Source organism: Helicobacter pylori, assembly GCF_030062585.1.
Classification (GTDB): domain Bacteria; phylum Campylobacterota; class Campylobacteria; order Campylobacterales; family Helicobacteraceae; genus Helicobacter; species Helicobacter pylori_CN.
In genome coordinates this window covers 1,240,709-1,256,886 of sequence record NZ_CP071935.1, presented here as the reverse complement: position 1 = coordinate 1,256,886, position 16,178 = coordinate 1,240,709, and the positions used below count along the sequence as shown (strand labels likewise).

13 protein-coding genes and 2 rRNA genes are annotated in these 16,178 nt (G+C 40.2%); 8 read left to right on the top strand and 7 right to left on the bottom strand.

Going from position 1 to position 16,178, the window contains the following annotated elements:
* Nucleotides 1-118: 118 nt before the first annotated feature.
* A complete protein-coding gene (locus J5F42_RS06040) occupies nt 119-280 on the bottom strand; it encodes a hypothetical protein (RefSeq protein ID WP_283491229.1) in 162 nt (53 codons plus the stop codon).
* A gap of 753 nt (nt 281-1,033) precedes the next feature.
* On the opposite strand from J5F42_RS06040, the gene J5F42_RS06035 reads away from it, so the two are divergent.
* From J5F42_RS06035 to J5F42_RS06005, 7 genes are all read left to right on the top strand, one after another.
* Nucleotides 1,034-3,920, top strand: a 23S ribosomal RNA gene (locus J5F42_RS06035).
* Between the two features lie 236 nt (nt 3,921-4,156).
* Nucleotides 4,157-4,274, top strand: a 5S ribosomal RNA gene (gene rrf, locus J5F42_RS06030).
* Between the two features lie 165 nt (nt 4,275-4,439).
* Nucleotides 4,440-4,634 (top strand): hypothetical protein, encoded by a 195-nt coding sequence (locus J5F42_RS06025; RefSeq protein WP_120957542.1) that lies wholly within the window; start codon nt 4,440-4,442, stop codon nt 4,632-4,634.
* Nucleotides 4,635-4,774: 140 nt separating this feature from the next.
* Nucleotides 4,775-5,599 (top strand): small-conductance mechanosensitive channel MscS, encoded by an 825-nt coding sequence (gene mscS / locus J5F42_RS06020; RefSeq protein WP_078271622.1) that lies wholly within the window; start codon nt 4,775-4,777, stop codon nt 5,597-5,599.
* Between the two features lie 52 nt (nt 5,600-5,651).
* Nucleotides 5,652-5,858, top strand: a complete 207-nt coding sequence (locus J5F42_RS06015; protein WP_198973128.1) for a hypothetical protein — start codon at nt 5,652-5,654, stop codon at nt 5,856-5,858.
* Nucleotides 5,859-5,929: 71 nt separating this feature from the next.
* Nucleotides 5,930-6,298, top strand: coding sequence for a hypothetical protein (locus tag J5F42_RS06010; protein ID WP_097699910.1), 369 nt, complete (start codon nt 5,930-5,932; stop codon nt 6,296-6,298).
* Nucleotides 6,280-6,807 (top strand): hypothetical protein, encoded by a 528-nt coding sequence (locus tag J5F42_RS06005; protein WP_232262319.1) that lies wholly within the window; start codon nt 6,280-6,282, stop codon nt 6,805-6,807. The genes J5F42_RS06010 and J5F42_RS06005 overlap by 19 nt, the downstream gene beginning before the upstream one ends.
* Nucleotides 6,808-7,499: 692 nt before the next feature.
* On the opposite strand, the gene ftsZ is transcribed toward J5F42_RS06005, so the two are convergent.
* The 3 genes from ftsZ to J5F42_RS05990 form a co-directional block, all read right to left on the bottom strand.
* Nucleotides 7,500-8,657 (bottom strand): cell division protein FtsZ, encoded by a 1,158-nt coding sequence (gene ftsZ / locus J5F42_RS06000; RefSeq protein WP_039092074.1) that lies wholly within the window; start codon nt 8,655-8,657, stop codon nt 7,500-7,502.
* Between the two features lie 130 nt (nt 8,658-8,787).
* Nucleotides 8,788-10,269: a cell division protein FtsA gene (gene ftsA / locus J5F42_RS05995; RefSeq protein WP_283491228.1), complete on the bottom strand. Its 1,482-nt coding sequence runs from the start codon at nt 10,267-10,269 to the stop codon at nt 8,788-8,790.
* Between the two features lie 14 nt (nt 10,270-10,283).
* Nucleotides 10,284-11,747: a peptidylprolyl isomerase gene (locus J5F42_RS05990; protein ID WP_097699911.1), complete on the bottom strand. Its 1,464-nt coding sequence runs from the start codon at nt 11,745-11,747 to the stop codon at nt 10,284-10,286.
* Between the two features lie 129 nt (nt 11,748-11,876).
* Here J5F42_RS05990 and J5F42_RS05985 point away from each other — a divergent pair, with 129 nt between their 5' ends.
* Nucleotides 11,877-13,187, top strand: coding sequence for an adenosylmethionine--8-amino-7-oxononanoate transaminase (locus J5F42_RS05985; protein WP_283491227.1), 1,311 nt, complete (start codon nt 11,877-11,879; stop codon nt 13,185-13,187).
* 118 nt (nt 13,188-13,305) lie between these two features.
* Here the strand turns inward: J5F42_RS05985 and gatC are convergent, their stop codons facing one another.
* The 3 genes from gatC to J5F42_RS05970 are packed head-to-tail and all read right to left on the bottom strand — an operon-like array spanning nt 13,306 to nt 16,172.
* Nucleotides 13,306-13,587 carry an Asp-tRNA(Asn)/Glu-tRNA(Gln) amidotransferase subunit GatC gene (gatC, locus tag J5F42_RS05980; RefSeq protein WP_078262429.1) on the bottom strand — a complete coding sequence of 94 codons (282 nt, stop codon included), beginning with the start codon at nt 13,585-13,587 and terminating at the stop codon, nt 13,306-13,308.
* A gap of 14 nt (nt 13,588-13,601) precedes the next feature.
* Nucleotides 13,602-15,077 carry a 2,3-bisphosphoglycerate-independent phosphoglycerate mutase gene (gpmI, locus tag J5F42_RS05975; protein ID WP_283491226.1) on the bottom strand — a complete coding sequence of 492 codons (1,476 nt, stop codon included), beginning with the start codon at nt 15,075-15,077 and terminating at the stop codon, nt 13,602-13,604.
* A 12-nt stretch (nt 15,078-15,089) separates the two neighbouring features.
* Nucleotides 15,090-16,172, bottom strand: coding sequence for a hypothetical protein (locus J5F42_RS05970; RefSeq protein ID WP_283491225.1), 1,083 nt, complete (start codon nt 16,170-16,172; stop codon nt 15,090-15,092).
* Nucleotides 16,173-16,178: the final 6 nt, after the last annotated feature.

The following is a 16,178-nucleotide window of genomic DNA, read 5'->3' as shown; positions in this document are numbered from 1 at the left end:
TGGTTTAAAAATGTTGTGGCACGGATTAATGAGAGAGGGAATAAAAGGGTTAATGCAAGGGGGAATAATAAAAAGTAAGGGATTTTTAAGCGATCTTTTGTAAAAGTGATAAAAATAGTTATAAAAACATGATAGCGTTGCTTGATTGCTTGATTGCTTGATTGCTTGATTGCTTGATTGCTTGAATGATTGAATGATTGAATGATTGAATGATTGAATGATTGAATGATTGAATGAATGAATGATTGAATGATTGAATGATTGAATGGTTGAATGCCATTTCTACCCTTTTTTTGAAAGAAAGATGACTTGGAGTGTTGTATCTAGCGGTATTTAATCAATGGTTAATGGTGCGTTTGATTTAATTTAATGGTGCGTTTGATAACGATGCGTTTGATTTTAAAGCTTTGTGTTTGATTTTAAAGCTTTGTGTTTGATTTTAAAGCTTTGTGTTTGATTTTAAAGCTTTATTCTTAGCCCCCATTCAAAATCATTTCCATCAATTTCATCATTTTCCAATCATCTCCAATCATTTCAAAATCATTTCCAATAACTTTGTATCCATTCCTTTCAAACTTTAAAATTTCTTTCAAACTCTAAATTTTCTTTCAAATTCCAAAATATTTAAGCAAACTTTAAGCATTGCATGTCTATAATTACATTTCGTTTTTAAAGACAAGCTTTAAAAAGTTCTTTAATTGAAACCACTCAAACAAGTTATAAAAGCTAAAAGCTTTAAATATAAAAATATAAAAGCCCACTAGCTGATAAAACTTGAGTGTTATAAAAAGATTAGGGATCAAGCATTTTTAGTCTTCTTAAAGGGTTTAACATTCAAGAGTGATTATAGCGGGTTTTTAAAGAAAAACGAAGTTATTTGATTTAACATTGTTAATAGCCTATGTAAAAGTAAAGTAAAACTACAATAACTCTGTCTTATATTCATTAAGGCAGTGGTAGCGCTGAAGAATATTCGTGCAATTGTCGTTATTCATTATAAAAGGGCGGGTTTTAAAGGATATTTTAAAATTTAAAACAAGCTTTTAAGAGCAGATGGCGGATGCCTTGCCAAAGAGAGGCGATGAAGGACGTACTAGACTGCGATAAGCTATGCGGAGCTGTCAAGGAGCTTTGATGCGTAGATGTCCGAATGGGGCAACCCAACTAATAGAGATATTAGTTACTCTAATTTAGAGAGCGAACCTAGTGAAGTGAAACATCTCAGTAACTAGAGGAAAAGAAATCAACGAGATTCCCTAAGTAGTGGCGAGCGAACGGGGAGAAGGGCAAACCGAGTGCTTGCATTCGGGGTTGAGGACTGCAACATCCAAGAGAACGCTTTAGCAGAGTTACCTGGAAAGGTAAGCCATAGAAAGTGATAGCCTTGTATGCGACAAGGCGTTCTTAGGTAGCAGGATCCAGAGTAGGCCAGGACACGAGAAATCCAGGTTGAAGCCGGGGAGACCACTCTCCAACCCTAAATACTACTCTTTGAGCGATAGCGAACAAGTACCGTGAGGGAAAGGTGAAAAGAACCGCAGTGAGCGGAGTGAAATAGAACCTGAAACCATCTGCTTACAATCATTCAGAGCCCTATGATTTATCAGGGTGATGGACTGCCTTTTGCATAATGATCCTGCGAGTTGTGGTATCTGGCAAGGTTAAGCGAATGCGAAGCCGTAGCGAAAGCGAGTCTTAATAGGGCGAACAAGTCAGATGCTGCAGACCCGAAGCTAAGTGATCTATCCATGGCCAAGTTGAAACGCGTGTAATAGCGCGTGGAGGACTGAACTCGTACCCATTGAAACGGGTTGGGATGAGCTGTGGATAGGGGTGAAAGGCCAAACAAACTTAGTGATAGCTGGTTCTCTTCGAAATATATTTAGGTATAGCCTCAAGTGATAATAAAAGGGGGTAGAGCACTGATTGGGCTAGGGCTGCTCGCCGCGGTACCAAACCCTATCAAACTTCGAATACCTTTTATCGTATCTTGGGAGTCAGGCGGTGGGTGATAAAATCAATCGTCAAAAGGGGAACAACCCAGACTACCAAATAAGGTCCCTAAGTTCTATTCTGAGTGGAAAAAGATGTGTGGCTACTCAAACAACCAGGAGGTTGGCTTAGAAGCAGCCATCCTTTAAAGAAAGCGTAACAGCTCACTGGTCTAGTGGTCATGCGCTGAAAATATAACGGGGCTAAGATAGACACCGAATTTGTAGATTGTGTTTGACACAGTGGTAGAAGAGCGTTCATACCAGCGTTGAAGGTATACCGGTAAGGAGTGCTGGAGCGGTATGAAGTGAGCATGCAGGAATGAGTAACGATAAGATATATGAGAATTGTATCCGCCGTAAATCTAAGGTTTCCTACGCGATGGTCGTCATCGTAGGGTTAGTCGGGTCCTAAGCCGAGTCCGAAAGGGGTAGGTGATGGCAAATTGGTTAATATTCCAATACCGACTATGGAGCGTGATGGGGGGACGCATAGGGTTAAGCGAGCTAGCTGATGGAAGCGCTAGTCTAAGGGCGTAGATTGGAGGGAAGGCAAATCCACCTCTGTATTTGAAACCCAAACAGGCTCTTTGAGTCCTTTTAGGACAAAGGGAGAATCGCTGATACCGTCGTGCCAAGAAAAGCCTCTAAGCATATCCATAGTCGTCCGTACCGCAAACCGACACAGGTAGATGAGATGAGTATTCTAAGGCGCGTGAAAGAACTCTGGTTAAGGAACTCTGCAAACTAGCACCGTAAGTTCGCGATAAGGTGTGCCACAGCGATGTGGTCTCAGCAAAGAGTCCCTCCCGACTGTTTACCAAAAACACAGCACTTTGCCAACTCGTAAGAGGAAGTATAAGGTGTGACGCCTGCCCGGTGCTCGAAGGTTAAGAGGATGCGTCAGTCGCAAGATGAAGCGTTGAATTGAAGCCCGAGTAAACGGCGGCCGTAACTATAACGGTCCTAAGGTAGCGAAATTCCTTGTCGGTTAAATACCGACCTGCATGAATGGCGTAACGAGATGGGAGCTGTCTCAACCAGAGATTCAGTGAAATTGTAGTGGAGGTGAAAATTCCTCCTACCCGCGGCAAGACGGAAAGACCCCGTGGACCTTTACTACAACTTAGCACTGCTAATGGGAATATCATGCGCAGGATAGGTGGGAGGCTTTGAAGTAAGGGCTTTGGCTCTTATGGAGCCATCCTTGAGATACCACCCTTGATGTTTCTGTTAGCTAACTGGCCTGTGTTATCCACAGGCAGGACAATGCTTGGTGGGTAGTTTGACTGGGGCGGTCGCCTCCTAAAAAGTAACGGAGGCTTGCAAAGGTTGGCTCATTGCGGTTGGAAATCGCAAGTTGAGTGTAATGGCACAAGCCAGCCTGACTGTAAGACATACAAGTCAAGCAGAGACGAAAGTCGGTCATAGTGATCCGGTGGTTCTGTGTGGAAGGGCCATCGCTCAAAGGATAAAAGGTACCCCGGGGATAACAGGCTGATCTCCCCCAAGAGCTCACATCGACGGGGAGGTTTGGCACCTCGATGTCGGCTCATCGCATCCTGGGGCTGGAGCAGGTCCCAAGGGTATGGCTGTTCGCCATTTAAAGCGGTACGCGAGCTGGGTTCAGAACGTCGTGAGACAGTTCGGTCCCTATCTGCCGTGGGCGTAGGAAAGTTGAGGAGAGCTGTCCCTAGTACGAGAGGACCGGGATGGACGTGTCACTGGTGCACCAGTTGTTCTGCCAAGAGCATCGCTGGGTAGCTACACACGGATGTGATAACTGCTGAAAGCATCTAAGCAGGAAGCCAACTCCAAGATAAACTTTCCCTGAAGCTCGCACAAAGACTATGTGCTTGATAGGGTAGATGTGTAAGCACAGTAATGCGTTTAGCTGACTACTACTAATAGAGCGTTTGGCTTGTTTTTTGCTTTTTGATAAGATAACGACAATAGAGCATGGATAAGTTACCACTGCCTTACTGAGTGTAAGAGAGTTGGAGTTTTATAAAGACTTTTATAGGATTGAACTTTGATGAGGAATGAGATATTATCTCAGTGATTTAAAATTAAAGGCTATTAACTATCTTCTTTGTTACAAAACAGCTCCCTATAAAGAGAAAGGGGAGTTAAGGGTAAATGCGATTTATCTTTAGCTCCCTTTTCCTTGTGCCTTTAGAGAAGAGGAACTACCCAGTTAACCATTCCGAACCTGGAAGTCAAGCTCTTCATCGCTGATAATACTGCTCTTTTCAAGAGTGGGAATGTAGGTCGGTGCAGGGATAGGGAAATGTTTTTTCAATCTTGCTTTTTTATTTAATTTCATTATTGATTGCTTGTTTTTGTTTGTTTATGTTTAGGGGTTTTAGGGGTTTATTCTTTTATAATTGAGAAAGCCCCAACTCACCTAAATTCCTAAAGAATTACTCAGAGATTTTTAAACACACCATGGCTTTTATGCGAAAATCTTATAGAGCGGTATCTGTTGATAGCGTAACGATAAAATCCATTAAAGCCAAACTAGGGGGTAATCATTACCATAAAGTGAGTGGTAGCCATCAAGTTGGGGGTGCGCATAAAGTAATCTCTAGGTTCAACGCTAAAAACCCCTTTTTCATTAGACAGCATCTTAAAAGCCACTGAATTTATCGCTAGTGCTGGATTGGGCGTTTGAGTTGTGGATAATAAGGTTAGTCCTAAACATGATAACATGTCAAATTAGCTACATAAGGATAAGTTATCTTGTCTCTGTTAGCGATTTTGTGATTTGCAAGGAAAGATTTATGGATGAAATTAAAACGCTGTTAGTGGATTTTTTCCCGCAGGCAAAGCATTTTGGGATAGTCTTAATCAAGGCTATTGTTGTCTTTTGTATAGGTTTTTATTTTTCGTTTTTCTTACGGAACAAAACCATGAAACTCTTATCCAAAAAGGATGAGATTTTGGCGAATTTTGTCGCGCAGGTTACTTTTATCTTAATCCTTATCATTACTACAATCATCGCGCTCAGCACGCTAGGCGTCCAAACCACTTCTATTATCACTGTTTTAGGAACGGTAGGGATCGCTGTGGCGTTGGCTTTAAAAGATTACCTTTCAAGCATTGCTGGAGGGATAATCCTTATTATCTTGCACCCGTTCAAAAAAGGAGACATCATTGAAATCTCTGGATTAGAGGGCAAAGTAGAAGCGCTTAATTTTTTTAACACCTCTTTACGCTTGCATGACGGGCGTTTGGCGGTTTTACCCAATAGAAGTGTCGCTAATTCTAATATTATTAATAGCAATAACACGGCGTGTCGGCGCATTGAATGGGTCTGTGGGGTAGGGTATGGGAGCGATATTGAACTGGTGCATAAGACTATAAAAGATGTTATTGACTCAATGGAAAAAATTGATAAAAACATGCCCACTTTTATTGGGATCACGGATTTTGGACAAAGTTCATTGAATTTCACCATTAGGGTTTGGGCAAAGATTGAAGATGGGATCTTTAATGTGAGGAGCGAACTCATTGAACGCATCAAAAACGCCCTAGACGCTAACCACATTGAAATCCCTTTCAACAAGCTAGATATTGCTATTAAAAATCAAGACTCTTCTAAGTGATTGGTGTGAGGCGCATTGATTGTGGTAATACCTGAATTTTAAAGGAGACCCTATGTCAAGCGATTTCAAAAACCTTTTCATCGGTGCGGATAATTCTAAACGCACCAAATCTAACTTAATAGCGAAAAAAACCCTATCAATTCCCATTCGTTATCATTTCTCATTGATGCTCGCCTTTAAGGAATATAAGGAAGCTAAAAGCAAATACCTCTCTTCAAAATCTCTGTCAATTCTAACCAACCCCTATCCGTTCAATTAAACGAGTATGATAAGAAAAAGTCAGCGTTACGAGCCGTTTTAAACACAAGATCAAAAAGAGACAATAACCTGGTGTATTATGATGATTTGACTATGGCTCAAAAAATGAATACCACCGCTTTATCTATGAGCCGATTATGCGATCGGATGCTAAACTGCCCAGTAGCGGTTATCTCTGGTTATAGGACTTATAACGATAAAGCCATTATTGCGGATTATGGATTAAAAGAAGCCACCAAGATTTTAGAACTGAATGCGACAACAGAGAGCGAGAAAAAAGAGGAAGTTGAAGCCCTTTTAAAACCCTTTATGCTCACTAACACTGATAACGAAAAAAGAACCAAGTGGTTGAGAAAAAAGCTAGACCTATACAAGGGCTACATAGGATACAAAATTGTTAAAGGTTATACAGAGAAGCAGGTATGCCACAAGCTAACATAGAAACTAGCTTCATTTGTTTTGAACTCAAACCATTCCATAATAAAAATCAGTTCAAAGACATCATAGTGAATTTGGGTAGGGAGTTCAACCAAGACAGCATTATTATCAACAGCCCTAAAGATAAGCGTGGGGCTGTATTCACTTTAATATGCACTACCCCTTACCCCTACTTGATGCTTGATGGGGAAAAAACAAGACTTAGAGAACCCTTTGCTGAATTAAAAGACCCTAAATTTAGGAACTCTATCACTGATGAAGCCTTACCTAATGGTCAGTCAAACCCTGACTTTTTGATTGCTTTCACGGAGTTTATGCGTAGCGTTGCTAAACACAGCTACAGCGAAACTAAAAAAGATAAAATCAAAAGAGATGATAAATCTAAATCCGCTAGGTTTGGGTTCTCTACCTATGAAAGTATAGCAAGAACTTATAAGGTAACCGAACAAAAAGACATTACCGCTAACAGTGTTCTTGCTAAATTAAAAGCCAATTTGATAGAGAACGGATAGAGAAAAATAAGAGGAACTAGGGGTGGTTGGGAAAATTGGAGCAAGTGGGTTCCTGGATACTCCTACGACTTGAACGCTTCCTTTACTATGGATAGCGTTCTAGATAACACATACAAACCCAAACCCCTTAAAACTAATCAATTTGATACTAACGCTGGGTATTGTTCCATTAACAAACAAGACCTACTCAATCAGTTCATCAATGTGAACGCGAAACTATCCCACGACACCTTATTAGCGATAAGACAAACAGAAAACATAGACCTAGTTTATGCTTTGATTAAAGACACCACTTATATGATTTTATCTTTGAGATTGATAAAGCGGTGAAGCGTTCAATCATCTAGTCATTGAAGTTTCTCAATCAGCCCTTAAGAATGCAGAACTCAATCAAATTAAAAATGTATTGACTTCCCAAATCTATAACGGAGTTTATGAATTTACGCAAGCATGAAAGCTCTTGGTTTTTGCCAAATGAGTTTCTAGCGTTTTATTGACTAGGGGGTGCTTTGGGATATTCCCCTTTAAGCGCTTTAAAATCTCTCTAAACGCTCTAAAAATCAGCATAACGAAAAATCAAAGTTTTAAAATCAAAGCTTCTTAATTTTATTCTAAAAAAATAAATGAGAGCAAACCCAACAAACCGCTTTATTATAGCCCTATAAAAATAGGGGGGAAAGCGAGATTTGCAATTAATCTTGCTGGATCCTTATGGCTGTGGGTGTGGATAGTTCTTCTTCAGTGGGGATTCTTAAAAAATCGCTATTACCCACTTTTCTTGTTTGTTTCACCACAGGCTGAGAGGGCGTAGCGATAGATTCCAAACCCACTCCACCGCTGTTTCTTTCAGCACCGGTTGCAATGATAGTAACGCGCACATGATCAATGGGGATACTCTCGCTCGTGTGTTGACCAAACTTAACATCAACATCTTGATTGGCTCGTTCTTGAATAGATATGCAAGCTTGAGAATAAGCATACATAGGATAATCAGGGTGGTGTTCAAAAAAGACAATAATGCTCTTAGCCCCATCAATAGAAGCGTCATCAAGAAGAGGCGATTGGATCGCATTTTCCACTGCTAATTTAGCGGATTCTTCGCCAGTGGCCTCACCAATACCCATTAACGCAAAGCCTTTAAAACCAAGAGCGCTTTTTAAATCGGAAAAATCAACATTAATATCACCGGGTTTAGTGATGATCGTAGAAATGCCACTCACAGCCCTAACCAAGACATCATCAACTTCCTTATAGCATTCTTTAGTGCTGGCGTTTTTTTTCATGGTCAAAAGAATTTTATCATTAGGGATAACCAAAATAGAATCGCTAGATTGCTCCAATTCCTTTAACCCCTCTTCGGCTTTCTTGCTTTTTTGAGATCCTTCGTATTTGAAAGGCTTAGTAACGATAGCAATCGTGAGCGCTCCCACTTCTTTTGCGATTTTAACGATAGTAGGGGTGGCTCCAGTCCCAGTCCCTCCTCCAAGCCCTGTAGAGACAATGACTAATTTGGCGTCTTTAATCGCTTCTCTAATTTCATTAGCGCTTTCTTCAGCGGCTTTCCTACCAATATCAGGAATCCCCCCAGCGCCTAAACCTCCAGTGGATTCTTTGCCTAAAAGGATTTTAACCGGAGCGGGATTGTTTTTGAGATGTTGGCCATCAGTGTTCGTTGCAATGGGGGTAACATCTTGATGCACGCCGTATTCAACCAGGTGTTTAATCATGTTAGACCCCCCACCTCCAACACCGATGACGACAATCTTAGCCCCTTTATAAGCTGGATCGCTTACTTCTTCAATGCTCGCTTGACCGATATTATAATTTTCCATCTCTGATTGATGAACCATAGCCACATTCCCCTTGAGATACGATTTTTGCAAATCTTAAACTTTGATAAATAGCTAAAGGATTATACCATGTTTTCTGGCTTTTGATAACTATCAAGGCGTTTTTATCGCATAAAGAAATGGCTGTATCTTAAAAGAGTTTGGAAATCTTATCAAGGAAACTTTTAAAAAAACCTTTTTGTTCGGTGGTTTTTATGGGTAAGAAATCATCGTTTTTAGCGGTGTTTAAAGGAGCGCTAGAGGCTTTTAAATCGCTCAAATTCCTTTCTGTAGGCGATGAATGGATATGGGGGGTAGGGCTTGATTGATGGGCTGTTCTTGTGTAATCATCGCTTTCATGGTAGCGGATAACCCCTTTAGAGTCTCTTTCATAATTGGTATGCCCCCCTGCTTTGTATAAAATCAAGCCAACCACGACTGAAAAGCGAGGATCTTTCAAGTCTTCAAACATGCCCATGATATTGTATTTTTCCACAGGGGCCGCCAAACGCACCGGGTAATTAGTGAAATGGGTTCTGGCTAGTTCTTTGATCCCTTTCATTAAAGCCATCCCACCGGTTAACACAACGCCCCCGCCCAAATGCTCTTCTAAACCGCTATCCTGAATGCTCCTGTGGATGATTTTAAAAGTTTCTAAAGCCCTTTCTCTCATGATAGTTTGGATTTCACTAAGCGGCACAATATGGCTTTCATGGCCATCAGAGCCGGTGGTAGGGATTTGGACGCTTTGAGAGGGCGTTTCTTCTCCGCCTTCAAAAGAAAGATCCCCATATTTGATCTTAACTTCTTCAGCGTAAGGGAATGGGGTGTTGAGCATGTGCGATAAATCCGTGGTTAAATGGTGAGAGCCTACGGGTAAGTATTTGTTATAGCGTATGGAATTGCCGCTATAAATCGTAAGGTTGCATGTCTCTCCGCCCATATCCACGCAAGCCACGCCCAATTCCCTTTCATCATTAGACAAGGTGGCAATCGAGGCTGCATAAGAATTGATCACGATGTTTTCAATCTCCACCCCAGATTGGATCATGATTTTTTCTAAATTTTCAATGTTGTTTTTTTCTGTATAGACAATGTGGATAAAGACTTCTAGGCGAGTCCCGCTCATCCCTAAGGGGTCATTCACTTCTTGTTTGTCTAAAGTGAAGCGATAAGGGAGGGCATGTAAAATATGTTTATCGTTATCCAAGCCTGCTTTAGCGCATGCGTTATTGATAGCGCGATTGATTTCATCTATAGTAACCACATTGTCTTTAGTGCTAGCCACACCGGTAACATCTCTAATGCTTTCAGTATAAGCCCCAGAAAAAGAAACAATCGCTTTAGTTTTAGGGTAATACGATTCTCTAAAGGAGGAAATGGGGTTATTCCTGTCTTCATCAGCGTTCAAACCCGCCATTTTTTTAGCGCTATTAATCACTTCTTTAATGGCGTTGGAAGCGTGAGCAAGGCTATTGATACGCCCTCTTTTAATGGCTTTTGAATTGATTTCTTTAGAGTCTTGATGGGCTGTGCCAATGATGCGCAAAATCCCTTCTTTAAATTCAGCCACTATGGCGCAAATCTTTCTAGAGCCTATATCAACCCCTATAACGATTTCTTTATGTTCCATTATTTCCCCTTGCATTATTGAATGTATTTGACTATCTTATAGCGTTTTTTCAATTCTTCTATCAACGCTTTATCAAAAAAATCCGTTTTAGTGTTATTGACTAAACGCTGCATATACTGGCTTTCTTCTGCGCTAAATGAGTGGTTGAAATTTTGTTCTGTGATTTGATAGAGCACCACTTTATTACCAATAGTAATAAACCCCTTTTTTTCCTGGCGGTTAAAAAGGGTGTTGATAAACTTAGCGCTTTCTTCTTGGTTAAGTTCGCTAATAGTGCCTCCAAAATTAGGGCTTACATAGCCCACGCTTTTCCCTTTAAAATCCTTAAGCTTTTCTTTAGCTAATGCCTGCAATGCCATAAGGGTTTTTTCTTGAGTTAGGCGGGTTTTAAGAGCGCTTTTAGCTTCATTAAAATTTTGCAATTCGTCTTTAATTTGAGAGATGAGTTGCACCACAATAAAACCATCTTTAAAAGGCTCTGGCTTTAGGATTTCAAGGGGTTTGAGAGCGGCGAGTTTTTGCGTGATTTCAGCAGTATAGGGGGAGTTGTTTTCTTCAAAATCTTGTGTGGTGTAGTTTTGCTCATTCCCCTTTTTTAGAGCGATATAACTCCTTAAGGCTTTTTCATTCGCTTTTTGCATGCTTAAATCATGCTTGACTTGCTCTTGAACGCTTTTAAAATCCCGCAATTTCCCCTCTTTATCCAAATAAGACACCTTGTTTTTATGGTAGTATTCCTCCAACTCTTTCAAATCAGGCTTTTCTAAACTAGCGTCAAAATATAAAGAGCGCGTTTTAAAGCTTGTGGGCTTTTTAAAATCCTTTTTATGAGACTCGTAATATTTTTTCATCTCTTCTTCATTGAGAGAGATTTTAACATCATTAGGGTTTAGGATAAGAATGTCTAATTTGTCTTGCAATTTTGCCCAAAGCGATAGACTGGATTGCTCCAAAGGGGTGGTGGTTTTGGGGAATAGAGCGCTGATTTTTTGGATAATCAAAAGCTTTTCAACGCTTTCTTCAAAGTGTTTGGGGCGGTAATGGCTTTGTTTTAAGATATTTTTATACAGTTCTTCATCAAAAACGCCATCTTTTTGAAAAACGCTTGTTTTTCTGATCTCTTTCGCCACTTCTTGTTTCGTAGCGCCAAGCCCTAAATCTAAAGCGAAATTCCTCAATAAAGCTTGATTGATAAGCGAATCTAGTGCGCTTTTTTCCAAATGCATGGCTTTGATTTGATCTTCGGTGAGTTCTTTAAAATCAGGGATAGACTCAGCATAAGCGTCTTTAAGGCGGCGGTATTCTTGGGCTAATTCTTCTTGAGAAATCTTAATCTGTCCCACTTTGGCAGCGCTATCGCTATCTAAAGAGAAGCTGTATTGCCCCCAGCCTATCATTCCGGCAGCAATAAAAGCGATCGTGCTTATCCATATTGTAACCACTAAATACTTTCTATGATTTTGCATCCATTCAATCATAAGAATTCTAATCCCTTTTAAAAAATCAAAAATGTGAAATTCAGGTTTAAACAACCTTATAGTAAAATCAAATAACCTTATTTTAACCAAAGGTTATTAAAATTATCCTTATTATAGAGAGTTTTTAACATGAATTTTCAAGAAAATTTAGCCACTTTGGATTTGGAGTATCTTTGGCACCCTTGCTCGCAAATGCAAGAGCATCAAAATTTCCCCATTATCCCCATTAAAAAGGCTCAAGGGATTTACCTCTATGATTTTAATGATAACGCTTACATGGATTTAATCAGCTCATGGTGGGTGAATCTTTTTGGGCATAATAACGCCTACATCAGCCAGCAGCTTAAAAATCAAATTGATAATCTAGAGCATGTCCTTTTGGCTTCTTTTAGCCATAAGCCCATTATCACGCTCTCTCAAAGGCTTTGCCAGCTCACCGGTATGGATAAATGCTTTTATGCGGATAACGGCTCATCTTGTATTGAAATCGCTTTGAAAATGAGCTATCACGCCCATTTTTTAAAAAACCAAACGCGCCGCAAAAAGCTTTTTTTATCGCTTTCTAATTCCTATCATGGCGAGACTTTGGGAGCGTTAAGCGTGGGCGATGTGAAACTTTATAAAGACACTTACACCCCTTTATTACTCAAAAATCTCACTACACCCGTGCCTAAAAACGATAATGAAATAGAAAATAGTTTGAACGCTTTAAGGCGTTTGTTAGATAAACATGGTGGAGAAATTTGCGCCTTCATTGCAGAACCTCTTTTGCAATGTGCAGGGAATATACATATTTATAGTGCAAGATATTTAAAACAAGCCGTTTTATTGTGCAAGCAAAAAAATATCCACATTATTTTTGATGAAATCGCTACCGGGTTTGGGCGCACAGGGAGCATGTTTGCTTATGAACAATGCGGGATTGAGCCTGATTTTTTATGCTTGTCTAAGGGGATTAGCGGGGGGTATTTGCCTTTAAGCGTGCTATTAACCCGCAATGAAATTTATAACCAATTTTACGCTCCCTATGAAGAAAATAAAGCGTTTTTGCATTCGCACAGCTACACAGGAAACGCCCTAGCATGCGCATGCGCGAACGCCACGCTGGATATTTTTGAAAAAGAAAATGTTATTGAAAAAAACAAGGCTTTGAGCGAGTTTATTTTTAGCACGCTCCAAAAGGCGTTAAAACCCTTGATAGAGCAACAAGTGGTGTCTAATCTAAGGCATTTGGGCATGGTCTTTGCCTTTGAAGTCTTTATTCAAACCAAAGAGCGTTTGAGTTTAGCGGTTTTTAAAAAAGCTCTAAAAAAAGGTCTGTTATTACGCCCCTTAAACAACACGATCTATCTCATGCCTCCTTATATTATCACGCATGAAGAAATCACAAAGGCGGTTGCGGGGTTAGTGGAAATTCTTGATGAGTTAAGAAAAGGCTGAAAGCGTTTTTAAAAATAAAATAGTAAAAAGTTTGAATTGAATCAAGCGATAGCTTTTTCTGTCTGTTTGATTTCAAAAATCAAGCTTTTAACTTGATATGAAACCTATTCAATGAAACTTATTCAATGATTTTAGGCACAACGAAATAATGATCTTGGCTGTGTTTGTTGTGGCTTAAAATCTCTTTGGCAATGTTAGGTTGGCTTTTAGGCTCGTCTTCTCTTAAAGGGGTGCTAAGATGCGTATCTGTTTTTAGATTATTAGTTTCTAAAGCGAAGATGTTTTCCACAAAGCCTAAAACCTCGGCTAAATGGCCTTTAACGCTCTCTTTACGCTCGTCTTTAATCTCTAGCATGCTCAATTTTTCTAAGCGTTGCAATAATGCGTCATCAATTTGCATTCTTTTCCTTTAATTTAAAATAGGGGTTTGTCCATCGTTGCTGGGGCTTTGATGCCCATGAGTTTTAACACGCTGCTAGCGATATTGTTCAACGCTCCGTTTTTTATGGATTTGACTCCATTCCCTAAAACAAAGCAATACACACTCCCGGCGGTGTGGTTGGTTAAGGGGTTTTGGTTTTCATCTTTCATGCGCTCGCAATTCCCATGATCGCTGGTTAAAAGCATGGCGTAATCCAATTTTTTAGCCAGTGAAAGGATTTCCCCTAAGCATGCATCCACTGCTTCTACCGCTTTGATACTCGCTTCAAAATTCCCCGTATGCCCTACCATATCGCCATTAGCAAAATTCACAATGATCAAATCCGTGCCTAGTTTCATTTGCTCTAACACCGCAAGGGTTACTTCTTTAGCGCTCATTTCAGGCTTTAAATCATAAGTGGTAACTTTAGGGCTTTGGATAAGCACTCGGTTTTCATTTTTAAAAGGCGTCTCCACTCCGCCATTGATGAAAAAGGTTACATGCGCGTATTTTTCAGTCTCAGCGATATGGCTTTGGGTCAGGTTGTGTTGAGACACCACTTCAGCGAGCGTGTTTTGAACGCTTTCTTTAGGGAATAAAACAGGGTAGGGGAAAGTGTTATCATAAGGCGTCATGGTAGCGATATGGAGTTTTTTAAAAGCTTGACGCTTAAAGCCGCTAAATTCCTTTTGGCCTAAAGCGCTCACGATTTCTCTGGCCCTATCATTCCTGAAATTGATAAAAATGAAGCTTTCACCATCTTGCATGCCGCAATAATCTTTAAAACAAGCAGGCATGATAAATTCATCGGTGATATTTTTATCGTATTGGCTTTGGATATATTCGCTAGGGCTTAAAGGCGTGTGATTAAGCCCCATTAAACTATGATACGCAAGCTCAATCCTTTCAAAGCGATTATCCCTATCCATCGCATAAAAACGACCGCCTATGGTAGCGATTTGAATGTTTTCATTGCAGATATTTTGCATTTGTTCTAAGTAGGTTAAAGCACTTTTAGGGGCGACATCGCGCCCATCGGTGATTAAATGCAGGCAAACTTTTTTATGGGATTTTTCACACTCTAAAGCCAGAGCGATAAAATGCTCAATGTGTGAATGCACGCCTCCATCGCTCATTAAACCCATAAGATGCACCACAGGGCTTTTTTGGATCGTGTTTAAAAAAGCGGGGTTGTTTTTTAAGTCATCGTTTTGAAGGCTTAAAGAAATTTTGACTAAATCCTGATAAAGTACCCTACCAGCCCCAATGCACATATGCCCCACTTCAGAATTTCCCATTTGCCCTTCAGGTAAGCCCACGCTCAAGCCATGCGTATCAATCAGGCTATAAGGCAAGGTTTTAAACATCAAATCATAAGTGGGTTTTTTGGCATGGAAGAAAGCGTTATGATCGCTATCTTTACGATACCCAATGCCATCAGTGATAATCAAAAGAGTTTTTTGCGCCATTTTTAGGACTTTTTAAAGCTCTTGCATGAGAGTGATGTGGTTGGCTAAAATCGCATTCCTTTGCCCTGGAGAGCAATTTTTGCACACTTCTTGTTTTTTGGAATTTTTGGAAGCGGTTTTAGTGTGGCTTTTTACATTATTTATATTATTTTTAGAGGAGCGTTTTGGACTCGCTTTAGCCGGTTTTTGAGAGCGTTTTTTAGCGGGTGTGAAATCAGCGCTATTGATTTGAGTGAAATACATGGGTTTATCTTTTGCTTTTTCTGGCTTGTTGGCTGTTTGCTCGCTAGTTGTCTCTTTCATTTCTTGGGGTTTTTCTGCTTGGGTTTCCTCTATTTGAGATTTTTCTGTTTGAGATTTTTGGGCGGCTAAAGTTTGGGGCATGGCGTTGCCGATAGGGTCTAAATCTAGGTTGCTATTAGCGCTTTTTTGCAATTCTTGGTCATTACTGGACTGCGAATCAAAGATTTTAGATTCTTTCAAACGCCTGATCCTGTCTTGTATCTCTTCATAATATTTTTCAGCATCAGCGTTAGACTTCTCGTTTTTTTCCCAACGACTGCCCTTGTTGTAAGATTTGATCATGTCTTTTAGATTGTCATGGTAGCGTGTTTTCCAATAGAGCAACTCTTTTAAAGCCACTTCAGAAGCAAACGCATCGTCTTTAATGAGCAATTCCCCCATCACATTACGCAAAAAGGGGCTGTTATTATGTCCATAGCTTTTTAGAACGCTTGGGATATAAGAATGGTACACGCCCGCGCTCGGATCGGAAAAATTGATTTTATAAACCCCTGCGCATGATTCTTTCCATGCGATGCCTGCCATTTCATAGCCTAAATTTTCTTTAGAGCCGAATTGATAGGCGGCTTTTAAGACTTCTTTTTGCTTAGCGTTAAAGTCTTTAAGGTTGTCGCAATTGGTCATCATGACTTTAGTAACGGGAGATTTGGGTTTGTTTTTAACCCCCTTAGCGGGCTTAGGCTCTGTTTTAGTGGGGCTTTCTGCTGCAATTAAGCTTAAAGATGCGCTTAAGACCGTGCCTAGCCATAAGGCTTTAAAAAGGGTGTGAGTGAGTGGGGTCAAATGTTTCAAAACGCC

Excerpts from the sequence above, each read along its gene's own strand:
- ftsA (WP_283491228.1), bottom strand. The coding sequence starts at position 10,269 with ATGGAACATAAAGAAATCGTTATAGGGGTTGATATAGGCTCTAGAAAG.
- J5F42_RS06005 (WP_232262319.1), top strand. The coding sequence starts at position 6,280 with ATGCCACAAGCTAACATAGAAACTAGCTTCATTTGTTTTGAACTCAAA.
- mscS (WP_078271622.1), top strand. The coding sequence starts at position 4,775 with ATGGATGAAATTAAAACGCTGTTAGTGGATTTTTTCCCGCAGGCAAAG.
- gatC (WP_078262429.1), bottom strand. The coding sequence starts at position 13,587 with ATGCAAATTGATGACGCATTATTGCAACGCTTAGAAAAATTGAGCATG.
- J5F42_RS06040 (WP_283491229.1), bottom strand. The coding sequence starts at position 280 with ATGGCATTCAACCATTCAATCATTCAATCATTCAATCATTCATTCATT.
- J5F42_RS06015 (WP_198973128.1), top strand. The coding sequence starts at position 5,652 with ATGTCAAGCGATTTCAAAAACCTTTTCATCGGTGCGGATAATTCTAAA.
- J5F42_RS06025 (WP_120957542.1), top strand. The coding sequence starts at position 4,440 with ATGGCTTTTATGCGAAAATCTTATAGAGCGGTATCTGTTGATAGCGTA.
- ftsZ (WP_039092074.1), bottom strand. The coding sequence starts at position 8,657 with ATGGTTCATCAATCAGAGATGGAAAATTATAATATCGGTCAAGCGAGC.
- J5F42_RS05985 (WP_283491227.1), top strand. The coding sequence starts at position 11,877 with ATGAATTTTCAAGAAAATTTAGCCACTTTGGATTTGGAGTATCTTTGG.
- gpmI (WP_283491226.1), bottom strand. The coding sequence starts at position 15,077 with ATGGCGCAAAAAACTCTTTTGATTATCACTGATGGCATTGGGTATCGT.
- J5F42_RS05990 (WP_097699911.1), bottom strand. The coding sequence starts at position 11,747 with ATGATTGAATGGATGCAAAATCATAGAAAGTATTTAGTGGTTACAATA.